Origin of the sequence: Carboxylicivirga sp. M1479 (genome assembly GCF_007097485.1) — a bacterium.
Lineage (GTDB): Bacteria > Bacteroidota > Bacteroidia > Bacteroidales > Marinilabiliaceae > Carboxylicivirga.
Genome location: NZ_VKDE01000001.1, coordinates 162893 through 180332 on the forward strand (window position 1 = coordinate 162893; position 17440 = coordinate 180332).

Genomic DNA, 17440 nt, shown 5'->3' on the forward strand with positions numbered 1-17440 from the left:
AATTAGTGTATTGGATCGAGACAGCTTGGTTTAACCTTGATTAATAGATGTTTAAAATGAGTAATGTCATGCTTGGGATGAGTGGTTTTTATAAATTCAATAGCTATATTTGTGTAACTCTTTAAAGTAGGTGCTATGCCAAAATCAATTGTTTATAACGGATGTTCAGTAGGTGAGAACCCTCTTTGTTGTTTTGATGACTTAACAGATGAGGAGATGGTTTATGTTGAGGAGAACAGTGTGGAAGTAGAATACAAGCGCGGGGAAATCATTTGTAAGCAAGGGGCTTTTGCTTCACATATTATGGTAATGAAAGAGGGCTTGGCAAAAATTTATCTTGAAAACGGGAATGATTCGCTGATTTTAAAGATATTGCCTGCGGTTAATATCATAGGTTTAACTGCTCTTTTTGATGGAAATAATACCTTCCCATACAGTGCACAAACTTACATGGATTCAACAGTTAGACTGATTGAAATAGGTGCTTTTAGAAAATTAATTGAGAGTAATACTAAGTTTGCTGGTCAGGTGATTAGTATGTTGGCCGAAAACTCTGTTATTATTAATGGTCGTTTCTTTTGTCTGACTAAAAAACAAACCTACGGTCGTTTGGCCGATGTATTACTTTGTTTATCTAATCGTATTTATAAGACGGATAAATTTCCGCTTCAATTAACCCGTAAGGATTTATCAGAACTGGCTAGTATGTCAATTGAAAGTACAACCCGCATTCTAACAAAGTTTAAAGACGAGGGGCTAATTGCTGTGCATTGTAACGAGATTGAAATTCTCAATCCGGATAAATTACTTGAAATTAGTACGATTGGTTAAGTTTCTGTTCAATCATGGAATTAATAACAGCATAAATATATACAGCCACCAGTTTGGCTGTTCTGTTATCTGCATCAAATCGTGGAGATACCTCCGCAATGTCAAGGCTGCAAAGTTTCCCTGAGTGAATAATACTTTTTATTAGTTGAAGCACCATATCAGGATCTAAGCCAAATGGTTGAACCGCTGAAACCCCTGGAGCATGTGCCGCTGATAAAACATCAGAGCATATGGTTAGGTAAATCTGGTTCTTATCCTTAATGTAGTTGCTTATTTGCTCTTCTATTTTATTGTATGATGATGTGCTAATGTCTTTGGCTAAGATATATTGAGCACCAATTTCATTGGCTTTATTGAACAAGCTTTGTGTATTGGCGTATGTTTGTGCCCCAATACATAAATAATTGAAATCTTCTTTTTTATCTTCACATATCCGATGAATTTGATTGAACATGGTGCCAGAAGACCCCTTGTCGATAACAGGACGCAAATCTAAATGCGCATCAAAATTGATGATGGCAGGTGCTTCATCAAGCGATTCCCTTATGCCATTAAAATGGCCCAGAGCTATCTCGTGGCCACCGCCCAGTAAAATAGTAAATAAACCAGCCTGATGAATTTTATTAACTGCAACAGCTAATTGTTCTTGTGCTTCTTCCAGATTACCATCATCACATGTGATATCACCTGCATCAAATAACTGCACATGTGGGAGGCAGTTAGCTGGCCAGTTAGCCATTTCCTTGCGAATGCTGGCTGGTCCTTTGGCAGCCCCCACGCGTCCCATATTGCGTTTCACACCTTCATCACTGCAAAAGCCAAGAAAGCATATGTTTATTGCTGTTTTCTCAAATTGAATCGGTTCATTTAAATTTATTGGCTTAATGATTTGATGCCAGCGAAATGCTTCCTGATCACTTGTACTATCAATTCGTCCGCTCAATGGAGTTGGAAGCTGGTACCTACTATTCATCATTCTCTTTTTTGCAAAGGTGAATGATATTTAGCCGATATTGTCTGACTTGTATCAACTGCAATAAAAAAGGCCCCCGTTGGGACCTTCTCTCGCTATTATGGAAATCGTTATAACACCGCTACCAATTCATGATGTTATAAACGATATCAATTTCTCCGTTGTGAAAGGGTGCAGGTTTTAAGGAATAGCTATCATAGAGATAATCGGGTTCATGGTTGTGATAACTGCATGAACAGTTTGAGTACCTAAAACCAGGCCATCCGTTTTGTGGGCTTAAAATAAATGAATGCGACTCGTATGAATTCCAGTAGATGCTTATTTTAAAAATCTGCTCATTACCGTAAGGCCTATAAATATAACCACGTGCTCCTGCGGCATTTACCTCAGCCCTGTCAAAGGCTACTATGTGTTCATTTATAATTACACGCCCACTTAAAAGATCAATGGGTTTATTGTTTTTGTCACGAATAAAAACCTGAACCTCTCTTTCGTCGTTAATATTTTGTTCGATCTTGACTTTTACCTTCAAAAGGTGTGCGTCTGTTATTTCTACATCACTCAAAACAGATTTTGAGCAACTAGTTGATAGTATGGCTATCAGTATTAATATGTATTTCGCTTTCATAACTTGTGGTTTATTGGTTTGTCAAGTTACAGCGAATGTAAAGGGCCCTGATAACATTCTCACTGTTGTATTGTATGACAGTTATACCTGTGCTTACACGTATGAATAGTTGTCAGACTTGATGAAATGGGGCTAAATATTTTGTTTGGAGATTGCTTAGCTGTTGCTGGGAACAAAGCGATTGATGGTCGTCAGCAAGTCGTCGTAACCAATTGGTTTGGCAATGTAGTCATCGCACCCCGCTTCGCGAGATTTTTCTTTTTCCTCAGACATGGCATAGGCCGTTTGGGCGATTACGGGTATGTTTTGGCTGATGTTTTTTATTTCGCGGGTGGCACTGTAGCCATCCATTAATGGCATTTTTATATCCATTAAAATGAGGTCAATGTCTTTTACTCGTTTAAATACATCTACGGCTTCTTGTCCGTCGCGTGCCCAAATTAAGCTTGCATTAGAAAGAGCCAGAGCAACCTCTATGTACCTAAAGTTATCTTCTTCATCTTCGGCTACCAAGAATGTTTTGCCCTCCCAATTAAATTCACGAACGGTTTCTTGAGTTTCAATAACTGTATTTGCAGGTACTGTCAAGCGATGATAAGGTAGTGTAAAATAGAAAGTAGTGCCAACCAATGGTTCCGATTCAACCCATATCTCTCCACCCATTATGGATACTAGGTGCTTGGCAATGGATAATCCAATTCCGGTGCCGCCATATAAACGCTCCTTGTCACTGTTGAATTTTGAGAAGCGTTCAAAAATTTCGTTTTCTTTGCCTTTTGGAAGCCCAATGCCAGTATCCTTTACATAGAAGCGCAAGAATTGGTCGTTCTCTTGAGTGTAACCAAATTCAACAAAACCTCTTTCGGTAAACTTAACGGCATTTCCAACCAGGTTAACCAGTATTTGTTGCAAGCGATGTTCATCTGTTAGTATGCGTATGTTTTGATCGCTAACACCTTCTTTTAAATAAAGCTTTAGGTTAAATAAGCCTCGCCGTTTGATGTCATCAATAAACGACTCGTAAACTTTCATCATTGTATCGTGTAACCTACACGGAGCATTCTTGACCTGCAACTGGCCACTATCTATCTTGGAAATATCAATGATATCTTCAACTAAAGTAAGCAGGTTTTTACCATTAATACGGATTAGATTAATAAATTCTTCCTTTTCAATTCCACTAATATCCGGATGAGAAAGTAGGTTAGAAAAACCAAGGATCGCATTCATAGGAGTACGAATTTCATGCGACATGTTGGATAAGAAAGCAGTTTTTAAATGATCACTTTCCTCAGCCTTACTTTTAGCTAAAGCCAAGTCTTCGTGCTCGCGACGTAATAATCGTCTAAAACGTGTTTCTTTCTCAAGGTTGAAAATAAGTCCGTTAAGTAAGCTCACTAAGGGCAATAGTGTAATGAGCGCTATTACTAAAAATATTAATGACGATTTGATAAATTCATTTAGAGTTACACTTGCTTCAAAGGGAACAACAAATATTGGGTTGTACAAGATTAAACCAATGCCCGTAATTGTCAAAGTAATTACCAGAACGGATAACCAGGCTCTTTTTTGTCCCACTAGTATGCCTGATAATAATGCGTAAGAAATAAAAAATGTATAAGCTAATGGTGAGTTGGTCTTTTCCAGTAATGAATAAACGCCAATGAGGTAAATCAGAAATAAGAGCCATGAAACCCTAAATTTAAGGGGAAGTGTGCGCACCATTGTTGCAAATAATGCTGATAAGAAAATGAATGATGCAAAAATGGCATAGGTATATTGCTCTTCTTTTATAAAAGTTAAGCCTAAGTATAAATAAACAATTAAACCTATAAATAAGGCGCCAATAGAGAAGTAATGAAAAATTCGCTCTCGCCAATAAAGCAGCCCATCACCCGAACGTAAAGAGGTTGGTCCTAACCTCCTTCGTATAAATATATCTAGTTTTCTATATAGCCTTGCACTGGTAACTCTTCCCATCGTTCGTTTAAGGCATTAATATGTGTGAAATATCAATGGTTTTTATCGAATACTTGCTAAAGTTAAATATTTATAACACTTAATCTATTTATTTTTTCGAAATTTTAGCAGCAGTTTTACTAACGTTAAATAATTAATGGTAAAAAACTAGTAAAGGGCCCGGTTTAGTTGTGTTGAGAAGCTTTTAATTAAACAGTTTTTGACCATCAGTGCAATTTCTGCACATTTCATGCTCAGCACTGTTTTTAAAGATTTGTTTTTTGAAATTGATGCTTTTGCTACCATGCCAAATTTGAGGCACTGTTTGTTCATTGGTATTGCCAAAACTATGAAGTGCATCTTTGTCGTAACAGCAAGGCGAAAAGCGGCCATCCCAGGTGGCGGTTGCTGAATGCCACTGTCGCCAACAACGGTTATTTGGTGTTGATTTTAATACCTTACCCAATTCATCGGAATAACGGCTGTATTTGACATTTAATGGAGGTCGCATTTTGCCAAAAGCATTTAATTGCGCCGTTTTAATTTCCAGCTTGTCAACCTTTAAAGAGTTGGCCAGTTTTTGTACATAAGGTAGTTCATGTTCGTTATGCTGGAATACAATAAATTGCATGACCACAATAGGGTAAGCTGAGCGTGCGCGTTGTTTAGCTCTGGCAATATCAATCATGGCTTGCTTAACTTTATGAAAGCTACCGCCAACCCGATACAGTCCATAACTTTCCTGACTAGTGCCATCCACAGAGAATATAAGTCGTGTTAAGCCACCCTCTACTAATTGTTGGGCCAAGGTTGGTGTCATGTAATGGCCGTTGGTAGAAGTTGAGGTAAATAGTTTCAGTTTTGATGCTTGCACCACCATGTTGGCAAACTGTGGGTGCATTAATGGTTCTCCCTGAACATAAAGGTTTAAATACATTAGTTCAGGCGATAGCTGTTTTAATAGTTTTCCATAGTGTTGGATATCCATAAAGCCACGCGGGCGTTTTAAAAGATTGGCTCCCGTAGGACATTCGGGGCACTTCAGGTTGCACATGCTGGTTGGTTCAATGGCAAAGGCCATTGGTTGTCCGCTTAACTTAAACTGAGCACCATAATAGCTAAGTAGGTATGAACTAACTAAGCGCACTGCATTACATATGCGTCGCAGGCTCATTGTTTTTAGAATAGCCCAAGCATGTAATAAAGTGCTTCTGATTTGCATCATTTAAATTATTTTTTAGTGGTCATGTGGAACTCCCAAATAAATTCGATCATTGCCAGGGAATTCGCTTTTAAGCATTTTAACCACCTCCCCACTTCGTGGTACTCCTCCTTGGCAAGGATGAGAGGGGTGAAAAATCGTCCCCTCCTGAATTTTAGGAGGGGTGCCGACAGGCGGGGTGGTGTAATTAGTTTTAAAAGCAATTTCCCTGCGATCATTGCCCTGTGTGCCATTTTATTGATTGAATTTACATGGTCGATTGATATTACTGGTCGTTCATATCCAATAAATCCAATACTTCAGACCAACGCGGTGTTAGAATTATTTCGGTTCGCCTGTTGCGTTGAAGCGATGCAGTATCCTTGCCATTAACCAAAGGAATGTGTTCACCTCTTCCGGCTGCTGTAATACGTGATGGAGGTAACTTGCTGTTGCTAATAAGTATTCTTACCACCGATGTGGCACGTTTAACACTTAAGTCCCAGTTGTCTTGAAGCTCAGCTTTTCCGCGGTAAGGTATGTTATCGGTATGTCCTTCAACCACAATGTTAATGTCGTTGTTGTTTTCAAGTACACGGCCAATCTTTTTTAAGGCTCTTTGTCCCTCTTCGTTAACATCGTAGCGGCCCGATGGGAACAGTAGTTTTTCTTCCAAAGAAACGTACACTTTGCCATTTTTCATATACACTTGCAGCTCATCACTTGAGAAGCCCGTTAAGGCATTGCTGATGGAGCTTTTTAGGGCATGCATGGCATCATCCTTTTTGTTGAGCAATGCTTCTAACTCAGCCAAGCGCTGATTTTTTTCACTTAACTCATTCTGTGCCGTTTCTAACTCCTGCTGTGCTTCTCTCAGGTTTCTTTTTTTGTCAATAAGAGCTTGTTCTGCATTCATTAAATCATCTTCTCGTTTTTGCAGGTCTTCTTGCAGTTGTTGTAAGAACGATAATAGCTTTTTATTGTCAACATCTTTAGTAGAAGTCGCTTTAAGACCGCCTAATACATCTGCATAGTTGGCGTTTAAGTCATCGTAGCGTCTTTGTAAACGTCTGTTTTGTCGACCCAATCGTGCTGTATCACGAGCGAGTAGCTCAACTTTATTCTTGTAACGGTTAAGATCTGATTCTAACTCTCTATTCTGAACTTTTAAAGCGTCATTTTCTTGGGTAGCTTCCTCTGCTTCGTCGCTTAATAATTCATTTTCATCTTTTATTTCATCAAATTGCTTTAATGGCACACACGCTGATGCGAGTAGTAAAATCAAAATTATATTCAAGAAATATTTCATATGGTTATAATTTGCTTTCATTTGTCATATGGAACTCTCAAGTAAATTTTATCATCCTCCTGTATGAAAATTTGGAGAATCAAATTTACATGGTCGTTTCATGTTTAATATGGTTGTTTACATCATCAAAGATGACAAAAAAAAACTGAATCTTCGAAAATAGTGCTTGTGATCTCCAATAGGCATGAGCTTGCTTTTTGCTAAAATTCTTATTCACATCCAATGTAAATTAGCCGAACAGCACGCACATAATACCATTCTTATTATCTTTGCGAGGTTAAAATCACATTGGAACACACAAGTTTAATCAGCTCACAGAGTTAAGAGTATGAAACGAGCCATGAGAATGCTCTGAACACACAGGAGTTTGACAAAAATGGCGAGTTCCATGTGGTAAATTAAAACAAATTATAGACACATGAAAGAAGGCTCAAGCCGCTTGTTGGATACGATTAATTCGCCGCACGACCTAAAGCAGGTAGGCGAAGAAAACCTACCACAAGTATGTGACGAATTAAGGGATTTTATTATTGATGCACTGTCTTGCAATCCGGGGCATTTTGGAGCAAGTTTAGGTGTTGTTGAGTTGTCGGTGGCTCTGCAATATGTTTTTAACACCCCCGATGATAAAATAATTTGGGATGTGGGACATCAGGCTTATGGCCATAAAATACTCACTGGTCGTCGTGATGTGTTTCATACCAACCGTAAATTTAAAGGGATAAGTGGATTTCCTAATATTTTTGAAAGTGAGTACGATGCCTTTGGTGTTGGTCATTCTTCTACCTCTATTTCGGCTGGTTTAGGTATGGCACAAGCTGCTGCCATGGATAATGATCCTGATAAGCATGTTGTGGCGGTTATCGGAGATGGATCAATGACGGCGGGTATGGCTTTCGAAGGTCTCAATAACATGTCAACTCTCAAAGCAAATATGTTGGTTATCTTGAATGATAACAATATGGCGATTGACCCTGCTGTAGGAGGGTTTAGCGAGTATTTGGTTGATATTGCTACCTCGCAAACCTATAATAAAATACGTTCCGAAGCTTTCAATCTATTGGAGAAGATGAAGCTGACTGGTCCTCGCTCCAAAGAGATGATCACCAAGCTGAATAATTCTCTCAAGAACTTGTTAACGAAGCAAACCAACATTTTTGAGGGACTAAATATTCGTTATTTCGGACCTGTTGACGGACATGATGTGGATCACTTAAGAAAGGTGTTAAGTGATTTGAAAGATATACCAGGACCCAAGGTTCTGCATGTTATTACCAAAAAAGGCAAGGGTTTTAAACTGGCCGAAGAAAATCAGACGGCATGGCATGCTGTGGGGGATAAATTTGACAAGATAACTGGGCAAAGCCTAGTCAATAAATCGAGTGTTCCTAAGCCTCCCAAGTTTCAGGATGTCTTTGGAAACACCATTGTTGAGCTAGCCGAACAAAATGAAAAAATTGTTGGTGTTACGCCAGCTATGCCATCGGGTTGTAGCCTAAATATAATGATGGAAAAGATGCCTGATCGTGCTTTTGATGTGGGTATTGCTGAGCAACACGCCGTTACCTTTTCTGCCGGTATGGCCATTGAGGGGTATGTGCCTTTCTGTAATATTTACTCATCGTTTATGCAAAGGGCCTATGATCAGGTTATACACGATGTGGCTTTGCAAAATTTGAACGTTGTCTTTTGTTTAGATAGAGGTGGTTTAGTAGGAGCCGATGGAGCAACACACCATGGAGCCTACGACTTATCCTATATGCGTGGTATTCCCAACATGGTAGTTTCGTCGCCAATGGACGAAGAGGAAATGCGTAACCTGATGTATACTGCTCAATTACCCAATAAAGGCCCCTTTACTATTCGTTATCCACGAGGCAATGGTTCTTTAATTGATTGGCAGCGACCAATGCAGGAAATTGAAGTTGGAACAGGACGATGTTTAAAAGAAGGTAATGATCTGGCAGTAATCACAATTGGGCCAATCGGTATAAAAGCAGGACAGGTAATTAATAAGCTTGAAAAAGATGGTGCGTCCATCGCTCATTACGACTTACGCTTTGTAAAGCCTTTGGATAATAATTTATTGCACGACGTATTTAAAAAGCATAGCAAAGTAATTACCATAGAAGATGGAACCATAATTGGTGGTATGGGAAGTGCGGTAATTGAGTTTATGGCCGATAATGAGTACACAGCAAAAGTAAAACGTTTGGGCATACCCGATGAATACATTGAGCATGGAACGCAGACCGAATTGTATGGTGTATGCGGTTTTGATAAAGAAGGTATCGAAAAAGCATTGCGAGGCTTGTTGTAAGGCACACTGAGTAAACAAAACTTTTGTAACAAAATAATTTCACCCATCACGTATTGAAGCTTGATGGGTTTTCTTTTTTGTGCTTATGGGTTGAAACAGCCCTATAGTGGGGCAAAAGCGACAAAAAGTAGGGTTTTTACTAATTTTTTAACTATTATTTAGACTTCTAGAGTTTACCTTTGCGCGCGTTTCCGGCATAGTACTTATACATATCCTAGCACTATATGCTTAAAAGTTAAGTTTACTATGACAATTGATAAACCAACAATATTAGTTTATGACGACGCTAAGGCGGAGTTACAGCTTATAAAAACCATTATAATAGAGGCTGGCTATATACCTCTTTTGGCAAGCACCGAAAAGGAGTTTAATCGATATTTGTACGATTATAAAATTAGTCTGATTGTTCTTGATGTAGTGTTGGATAAAGGCAGTGGATTTGAAGTTTGTAATAAGCTCAAACGTAATATCCATACTAAATCTATACCTGTTATTTTTCTAACATCAATTAATAACGATCATGATATTGCTCTTGGGTTACAGTTAGGAGCTGAGGACTTTATCAATAAACCTCTAAATCGCGAGATATTTGCGTTACGTATCAAATCTATTATAAACAGGTATAAGAAAGTAGAAGAGCATAATGCTTTGTTTAAGCAAATGAACAGTTGTGCTTGTGTATTGGAGCCTTTATATGATCATAGCGGTAAGCTGATGAATGCGCTTGTTACAGATGCTAACCCGGCCTTTTTAAACGATGCTAATCTGGAGTATGAAGATGCTGTTGGAACGGGTTTAACTGAATTAGATTACCTTAATGGTATTTTAACAATTGATGAGTTGAATCAATTATTGGTTGATACCAAACCCTTAAATGCCGAGCGCTATAATGCTAAATTTAAAAGGTGGTTTCGTTTAAAGAGCTATCTGATTTCGTATAGCAAAATTGTTATTATCCTTGCCGATGTCACGGATGATAAGCGCTATGAATTAGAACAAACACTAATTAGTTCTATTTCAAAAAGCCTTCTCTCGAACAAAGGTTTTGAAGCGAATATAAAAAATGCGCTTGAGTTACTTGGTAATTATTTAGATGTTAGTCGTGTTTATATATACGAAAGCATCTCCTCTGGACAGTTTTTTAATAATACTTACGAATGGTGTGCACCCGATGCAGAGCCATACAAAGATTATCTGCAGCATGTTGATTTTGATATAATTCCATCGTGGAAGACTTTAATACAACAGCATGACGAAATTGTTTCTTCGGATATTAGTGAACTACCCAATGATATTTCTTCCCTGTTTGAACCGCAGGGAGTAAAGGCTATTTATGCCAGTTCGCTTGTTGCCAATGATGAGCATTTGGGGTATATAGGGGTTAACTATAGTGGAGATGATCATCACTGGACGAGTTATACCTTGAACTTAATTCGTACAGTGGCAAATATTATTTCAACTGCTTTGCAGCGAGAGAAGGTTAATTGGCAATTAGCTGATTCAAAGAGGGAGTTAGACGTTATCTTTGAAAATACCCCTATAACGCAGTTTCTAGTCGATAATCAGTTGAAGGTACTTAAGGTAAATCATTCACAAGTATTTGATTATAAAATAGATATTCAGGTGGGTGAATCCTTGCAAATAGGACAGCTTATTTCTTGCGTTAATCAGGACAAGCTTGTACCGTGTGGACATGCAAAATATTGCTCGCAATGTATCTTACGTAATACTATTTTAAAGACTCAACAAACAGGAGAAGGACAAAATCAGGTAGAGGGTTTTATGCGGGTGAAAGCGCAGCAAGAAAATGTACATGTTTACGTTTTAATATCCACAGTGTTTATTGAAAACAGGCATGGGAAGCAAATTCTGGTTAGCATTAATGATATATCAAAACGGAAGAAAGCCGAAGATTCTGTAAAAAGTAATGAGAAACGATTAAAGCAAATATTTACAGTTGCTCAGGTTGGGATTTGCTTGGCCAAGCAAGGTGATTTTATGTTTGTGAATAAATATTTTGCTGAGCTATTGGGCTATGATGACAAAGAAATTATGACAATTGGGGTGTCAGGGATTTTGGATCAATCAAATAGTCTCCTACTTCTTAGAGAAAGCGGTCTTCAGCAGATTGAGATACAGGGTTATGCCAGGTTGGAAATCACTTTGGTGAAGAAGGATGGAGGCTTAGTTTATGTCATGCTCATGTCGACATATTACAATAGCGTTGATGAATCAGATGGTATTATTTCAGTGATTACGGATATTACTAATAAAAAACTGGCGCATGAGTCCTTATTGAAAAATCAAAAGAGCTTGCGTAAGGCTAACAAGGATAAAGATACTTTCATTTCGATATTAGGGCATGACTTAAACAATGCCATTGGGGGTAGTGTGCAAATTGTTAATCTGTTAAGTCAAATTGATTGCAGCGAAAGTCAACGAGTAATGTTTACAAAGCAGGTTTTTGACAATGCCCTTTCAGCTCACGGCTTGCTCACCAATTTGGTTATTTGGGGTAAAAGCTCATCAGGTAAAATTCGTTTTAACCCCGAGTTGGTTTTAGTGAGTGAATTATTCGATAGTACAAATAAGCTTTACAAAATACAACTTGAGCAAAAGCGTTTACTATTTTCTTATAAAGGCCTAGATCAAAGCACTGTGTGGGCCGATCGGTTTATGATAGATGCCGTGATTCGTAATTTGGTGAATAACGCCATTAAGTATACACCCGAAGGTGGAGAAATAGTAATGGACTTAACTCAGCAACAAGATAATACCCTAATTAGCGTGTGTGATACAGGCATTGGGATTAAACCCGAAAAAGCCAGTCAGCTTTTTACTGATGCTTACATGCAATCGGAAATGGGAACGGAGGGAGAACAAGGTACAGGAATTGGTTTAAAGATTATTAAAGGCTTTGTTGATGTGCATAAAGGTCAGATACACATGAATTCAGAGCCAGGAAAAGGAACATGTGTTTCTATTTCATTCCCAGACCAACCTTAATCATATCATTTAATTGGAGAAAGCAGGAATAATTATACTCTTTATACGAAAAGGATAATTTAATTAATGGATGAATAGATATTAAAATATTGACACGAAATTACTGCACTTTAAAAGCAACCTTACTTCTTTAGCGCCGTATTGTTAGTGTTATATTTAATTGGGGGATCTACACACAAAATTATCCGAATTTATGAAAAGATTGAATGTGTTGGCAATCACGCTACTGACCATGGTGTGTGCTGCTACAAGTCAAAACCAACCAGAGCACAAAGCAAAAATGTACCGCAATAGCGAGGGGCAGTTGTATGCCAATAAAAACCAACCCATGTATTTGTTTCTATCCAACGATAAAGCAGGCAATGGGTCAAGCGAAGCTTTAGATGAGGGTGGTGCGAAAGCCTTTTATTTTGATACCGAAGGAAAAAATACCATTCGTACTCCATCGAAAGTTGACCCCAATACCAAGCAGTTAGTATTACCTGTGCAAGATGTTGTTTTCGATGTATTTGCCGATGGTTTAGCACCAAGTTCTCAAGCTATTTTTAAAGAATCAACACCCTACCAAAAAGAGGGTAGAACCTATTACAATGGGCAAGTGCTTGTTGAGTTGAAGTCGAAGGATAAAACATCGGGCGTTGACAAGTTATTTTATAGCATTAACGGCGAAGATTATATGGTTTATAACAATGCTGTTGGTAACCATCAAGAGGGCGATTATACGCTTACTTTTTATGCCGTTGATAACGTGGGTAATGTTGAAGCTATCAGTGAAAAGCATTATACGGTGGATCAAACCGCTCCATCGGTAAGTTGGCGATTGTTGGGCGATGTATCGGGCAAGCGTGTATCAGCCCGTTCGTCAATTGAGTTGCTGGCGGCCGATGCTTTAAGTGGTGTTAAAAGCATTGAATACCAAATTAATAATGAGGCTCCTCGTTTGTACACTAAACCCATTAGCCTTTCAAACATAGAGGGTGGAAGTTATGAGTTTAAGTTTTGGGCAAGCGATTTTGTACAAAACCGTTCGGAAGATAACAGTGCAATGGATGGTGGTGCCAGTGTTTTTTCTTTTGTGTTGGACAATGTGGCACCCGAAGTCTATTCACAAATATTGCACGATCAGTATGTTGGTAAATACACCTACGTATCTGAGCGTAGCTTATGTCAGTTAGATGCCAAAGATGGCGACATGGTTTTGGATAAAATCACTTTCGGTAAAAATAAGTTAGAGCTTGATCAAACCTACAACGATCCTTTTTCATTTGAGAATACAAAGGGTTACCAGGTATTATACTACCAATCGCACGATTTTGTGAATAATAAATCGGAAAAGAAAAAGATTGCCGTTTACATGGATAATGAAAATCCAATGACGGGCATCAGCTACGAGGGCGATCAGTTTTTTACCCGCGATACCTTATTCATCAACAAAAACACCAGCATTAAATTATTTGCCGAAGACGCTGATGCAGGTGTTAAAGGTACTTTTTATAAGGTGGATGACTTAGCATTTAAAGAGGGAAATGAGCTAAAGCTGAATGAGCATGGTCTGCACACCATCCAATTTTACTCAACGGATAATGTGAATAACCAGGAGCAAGCCTTGAGCTCCGATGTGTATGTGGATAATGTGGGGCCCGAAGTGTATGTTAACTTTAGTATTAAAGCCATAGGTTCCGAAATGATTGATGGGGAAGAGGTAAAGGTATATCCACCATTTGTGAAGATGTATATTGGCGCTACTGATCGTCATTGTGGTACCGACAAAATTCTTTACAGCGTAAATGGCTCAGCTAAAAAGAACTACATCAGTGCGGGGTCGCCAGCCGATAGCGAACTATTTAAAAAAGAGCAGGTTTATGAAGTTAATGTTGAAGCGATAGACAAGCTGAACAATAGCGGAAATAAAACCATTCGCTTTAAGGTGGCGAAGAAATAGTAATCCGTAGTATTTTATAAATGAATATGACCCGTCAGTTAAAAGCTGGCGGGTTTTTTTATCAGCAAAACTAGAATAACTTAGTTTCAACCTTCTGACCAAGCGAGCCCAAGACTCTGAACCTACAGGTTCCAATGCTCTGACTAGGCTAGCCCAAAGGCTTGAACCTATAAGGTCCAATGCTCTGACCTTGTCGAGCCCAAGGCTTGGGCTGGCATTGAACACAAAAAAAAGAGCCGATGACTTAAAAAATCACTGGCTCTTATTACAACTAAATATGAGTCAAACCTAACTTCCTGCTACCGTAAAATCAACATTGTATTTAAAAATATACAGTTTCTTATTGCCTTTATAGCGTTTGCGTACTTCCAGTTGACAAGTGCTACCAGCTTCCAGACTGAGCGGTACTTTTACTTCCAACTTTGAATCGGTATTGTTAAAATATTTATCTGCTTTTACCTCATTGCTATTGATTTTAAAGTAAAGGCCTTCATCGTCATTTTCTGTGATTACTTTTAAATCAATGCCCTGTACAACCAAAGTACCATTGGGTGTTAATTGCATATTGGCTGTGTCACTAAAGCGATCTTCCACGTTTAATATCAATGGTGACTTTTGACTTGGTTTCACTTTTGTGACATCAATCAACGACGTATCAATCTTTAAGTTGTCACCTAACTTTACATTAAACTCAATACTGTGACGCTCCGGGTCGAATACATCATCTTCGTTTTCAAAGGCCCCTTTCACTACCGGTGTAATAGTTACCAGTGGAGTTTCAACTGTCATGCCTTGCAGTAACAAGTCTTTAATGGCATAAGCCTCTTCTTTCAGTACCCGGTCAACTTCTGTATCAAGCAATGCTAGCCCACGGCCTGTCATGCGGTTAATAAGTCCTTCACGGTAAATAACCTGGCGGTTTTGCACAATGGCGAAACAATCATCTTCTGTTTGTGTCAGATGATTTTTAAATAAAGCAAATTCGATTGCCATAATCTATAGATTAAAAGGTTTTTAATTACCACCTGACACTGTTGTGTGGTTACTGTCAGGAGGTTTGATTAATTCGGAATCGAAATTACGACAATAGTTGATTTGTAAAAGCTATTATTGACGAACAGTTAGTTTTATTTAACTAAATCGATAATATTTGTGATGAATGACTTCAGCCCTTAGTTAGCCCTTAAACAAAAAAGCCCACCATGGGTGAGCTTATCATTAGCGGTTTTTATAATTCTTACTTATCCTGCGCAATAAAAGGAATACTTTCTTGCAGGTGGAAACGCACCACTGTTAAGATGTAAGATTCAACCTGAAAAAACTGGGCACCCACGCTTGGCGTTGTAGCTTTTCTCATCTTTTTGTAGTACGATTTAATCAACTTATCCGTTGATGCTTTTAACTTAAAGAGGTCTTTCATAAAGGCATCCGCCTGGTCATCACTCATGGTCTCCCAGGTATTAGCGTACTTCATTAATACATCCAGGCGTTGCTTGCCTAGTTCTTTACGTTTGGCTTCGTACTCATCATACACCTCCCAAAAAGCTTCCTTGTTGGCATCGGCCGGATTAACGAAATATTCAACAATGGCTTTTTTCTCCATGCCAAAGGCAGCCTGGAATAAATCTACTTCTTCTGAAAAGCTTTGTGCATGCACTGCGCTGCCAATCAATAGGGCAGCAAGTAATAATGTTAATTTTCTCATATTGGTGATTAATTAATTATTTGTTTCTAAAAATTCCATTTCTATTGAAATAACTTCAGTTAACTATACAAACAGATTTTTTATCGAAGTGTTTATTGCTTGCAGGGTTCTTTAGGCAAGTTATTGACATCAGGTTTATAATATCTGGCCACAAAGTAATAAGGTTCGCCGGCGTTAACAGGCATCCAATAGGTGCCATCGTTAGGATCTTCCACACTAAATGTGATGGTGATATTTCCATTTTCATCAGGCTTGGTATTATAAGCGTTAAACAGGTCATTTTTTCCTGGCAAGGTGTTTCTTGTCAAAGCACTATATCGGGTAATCGACCAGAATAACCCACACCCTTCAGGTTTGTATGGGATCGTATATGCCTCTGTTTTATCTCCATTAAGTACTTCTCCATTACAATTGGCAAAAAACGGACGGTAAAAAGCATGGTGTAAGGGAAAACCTAAATGTCCTACGATGGCAGCTGCCCGGTATTCGGCATTGTTGCTATTGGGTTCATCGCTGTCGATGGCGCCAAACATGCCTATGTTCCCTGTTTTACCAAATTTTGGTGCAACAACACCAATGTATTGGCTTACTCGTAAATAATCCTCATTTGTGAAATTCACCTTGGAGGCCAGGGTTTCTTTGTTTTGTGGATATACATCATGGGTTTCAATGGTGTGCTTGATGTAATTGTCAATGACAAGTGTTTTGCTGCCGGCACTGCTAAGCTTTATTTTTTCCTGAATAGCATGGGCATTTGTAAGGTCTTCTGCTGTTTGTACCTGAACACGGATGAATAGGTGCGGGTAATCACCAGGGCTTTCAATGACGGTGGCACCTATGGGTACATCCATGTTTTGTCCTTTTCTTACGATGGTGTATTTTCCTTTCGGGTGAATTTCATCGAAGATGGTATAATGCTCCTGGTCTGTAATATGTATGGAATAATAACGTCCTTCTTCAATTTCAGGATATTCAACAGTAACAGGACCTTCGCTTAAGTCGACAACAACCTTCGAATAGATATGATCCAAAGCCGGAGTTACCACCGGATCAGTGCCCTCGGTCGGTAACTGTTTTGTATGAAGCAATTTGTTTGTTCCACCTGCTTGTTCGGCAGTCGTCACCATATAGTGCATGTGGTGATAGACTTTAAAGGCCATTAAGTCCGCATCTGATGGACGCTCAGGACCTGCAGCAGTCTTGGTGTTAGTTTTCGTTTCTTTATTAGGTTTGGTGCCGCACGATATAGCTGTTACTATGATCAAGCTGCTAATGATAAGATAAGTAAGTGTTTTCATGATGAGTGTTATTTTATAAATATGTTTAGAGCAAAGTAAATGAAGTTGTATCCCTTGTTTTACCACTTTAAGGTCATTTATGAGCCTTAATAGCTCAAGTTAGAAAGTGCTTAAGAGCAAAGTTTATGACAAGATCTTCTATTTGAGAAGTTTACAGTCACTGCGTTAATTTTCTGAGGAATGGATTGAGAGGTGTTTTGTCATTTATTAGCAAATACGCCAATATATGGGGGGAATATGTCTGTTTCATAGTTGGTTGGAATGGTTA

At 38.6% G+C, this 17440-nt stretch carries 12 protein-coding genes; 4 read left to right on the forward strand and 8 right to left on the reverse strand.

The window, feature by feature from the left end:
• The first annotated feature begins 135 nt into the window (after positions 1 to 135).
• On the forward strand, positions 136 to 831 hold the full coding sequence (locus FNN09_RS00730) for a Crp/Fnr family transcriptional regulator (RefSeq protein WP_143299552.1): 696 nt from the start codon (positions 136 to 138) through the stop codon (positions 829 to 831).
• On the opposite strand, the gene hutG is transcribed toward FNN09_RS00730, so the two are convergent.
• From hutG to FNN09_RS00755, 5 genes are all read right to left on the reverse strand, one after another.
• Complete coding sequence (gene hutG / locus FNN09_RS00735) at positions 815 to 1804, reverse strand: formimidoylglutamase (protein ID WP_221932391.1); 990 nt, start codon at positions 1802 to 1804, stop codon at positions 815 to 817. The genes FNN09_RS00730 and hutG overlap by 17 nt on opposite strands.
• 121 nt (positions 1805 to 1925) lie before the next feature.
• On the reverse strand, positions 1926 to 2432 hold the full coding sequence (locus tag FNN09_RS00740) for a hypothetical protein (protein WP_143299554.1): 507 nt from the start codon (positions 2430 to 2432) through the stop codon (positions 1926 to 1928).
• Between the two features lie 156 nt (positions 2433 to 2588).
• On the reverse strand, positions 2589 to 4412 hold the full coding sequence (locus FNN09_RS00745) for an ATP-binding protein (RefSeq protein ID WP_143299555.1): 1824 nt from the start codon (positions 4410 to 4412) through the stop codon (positions 2589 to 2591).
• Between the two features lie 184 nt (positions 4413 to 4596).
• Positions 4597 to 5616, reverse strand: coding sequence for a radical SAM/SPASM domain-containing protein (locus FNN09_RS00750; RefSeq protein WP_143299556.1), 1020 nt, complete (start codon positions 5614 to 5616; stop codon positions 4597 to 4599).
• A 262-nt stretch (positions 5617 to 5878) separates the two neighbouring features.
• Positions 5879 to 6901: an OmpA family protein gene (locus FNN09_RS00755; RefSeq protein ID WP_143299557.1), complete on the reverse strand. Its 1023-nt coding sequence runs from the start codon at positions 6899 to 6901 to the stop codon at positions 5879 to 5881.
• A 418-nt stretch (positions 6902 to 7319) separates the two neighbouring features.
• On the opposite strand from FNN09_RS00755, the gene dxs reads away from it, so the two are divergent.
• The 3 genes from dxs to FNN09_RS00770 all read left to right on the forward strand — a co-directional run bounded on the left by dxs (position 7320) and on the right by FNN09_RS00770 (position 14169).
• Entirely contained in the window at positions 7320 to 9221 is a 1902-nt protein-coding gene (dxs, locus tag FNN09_RS00760) for a 1-deoxy-D-xylulose-5-phosphate synthase (RefSeq protein ID WP_143299558.1), read from the forward strand.
• A 246-nt stretch (positions 9222 to 9467) separates the two neighbouring features.
• The gene (locus tag FNN09_RS00765) at positions 9468 to 12227 is read left to right on the forward strand and encodes an ATP-binding protein (protein ID WP_143299559.1); all 2760 of its coding nucleotides are present in this window, start codon (positions 9468 to 9470) and stop codon (positions 12225 to 12227) included.
• A 193-nt stretch (positions 12228 to 12420) separates the two neighbouring features.
• The gene (locus tag FNN09_RS00770) at positions 12421 to 14169 is read left to right on the forward strand and encodes a hypothetical protein (RefSeq protein WP_143299560.1); all 1749 of its coding nucleotides are present in this window, start codon (positions 12421 to 12423) and stop codon (positions 14167 to 14169) included.
• A 288-nt stretch (positions 14170 to 14457) separates the two neighbouring features.
• Here FNN09_RS00770 and FNN09_RS00775 read toward each other — a convergent pair whose 3' ends face one another.
• The 3 genes from FNN09_RS00775 to FNN09_RS00785 form a co-directional block, all read right to left on the reverse strand.
• The gene (locus FNN09_RS00775; protein ID WP_143299561.1) at positions 14458 to 15162 is read right to left on the reverse strand and encodes a DNA-binding domain-containing protein; all 705 of its coding nucleotides are present in this window, start codon (positions 15160 to 15162) and stop codon (positions 14458 to 14460) included.
• 244 nt (positions 15163 to 15406) lie between these two features.
• Positions 15407 to 15874, reverse strand: a complete 468-nt coding sequence (locus FNN09_RS00780) for a hypothetical protein (protein WP_143299562.1) — start codon at positions 15872 to 15874, stop codon at positions 15407 to 15409.
• Between the two features lie 92 nt (positions 15875 to 15966).
• A complete protein-coding gene (locus tag FNN09_RS00785; protein ID WP_143299563.1) occupies positions 15967 to 17172 on the reverse strand; it encodes a DUF1254 domain-containing protein in 1206 nt (401 codons plus the stop codon).
• Positions 17173 to 17440 lie beyond the last annotated feature (268 nt).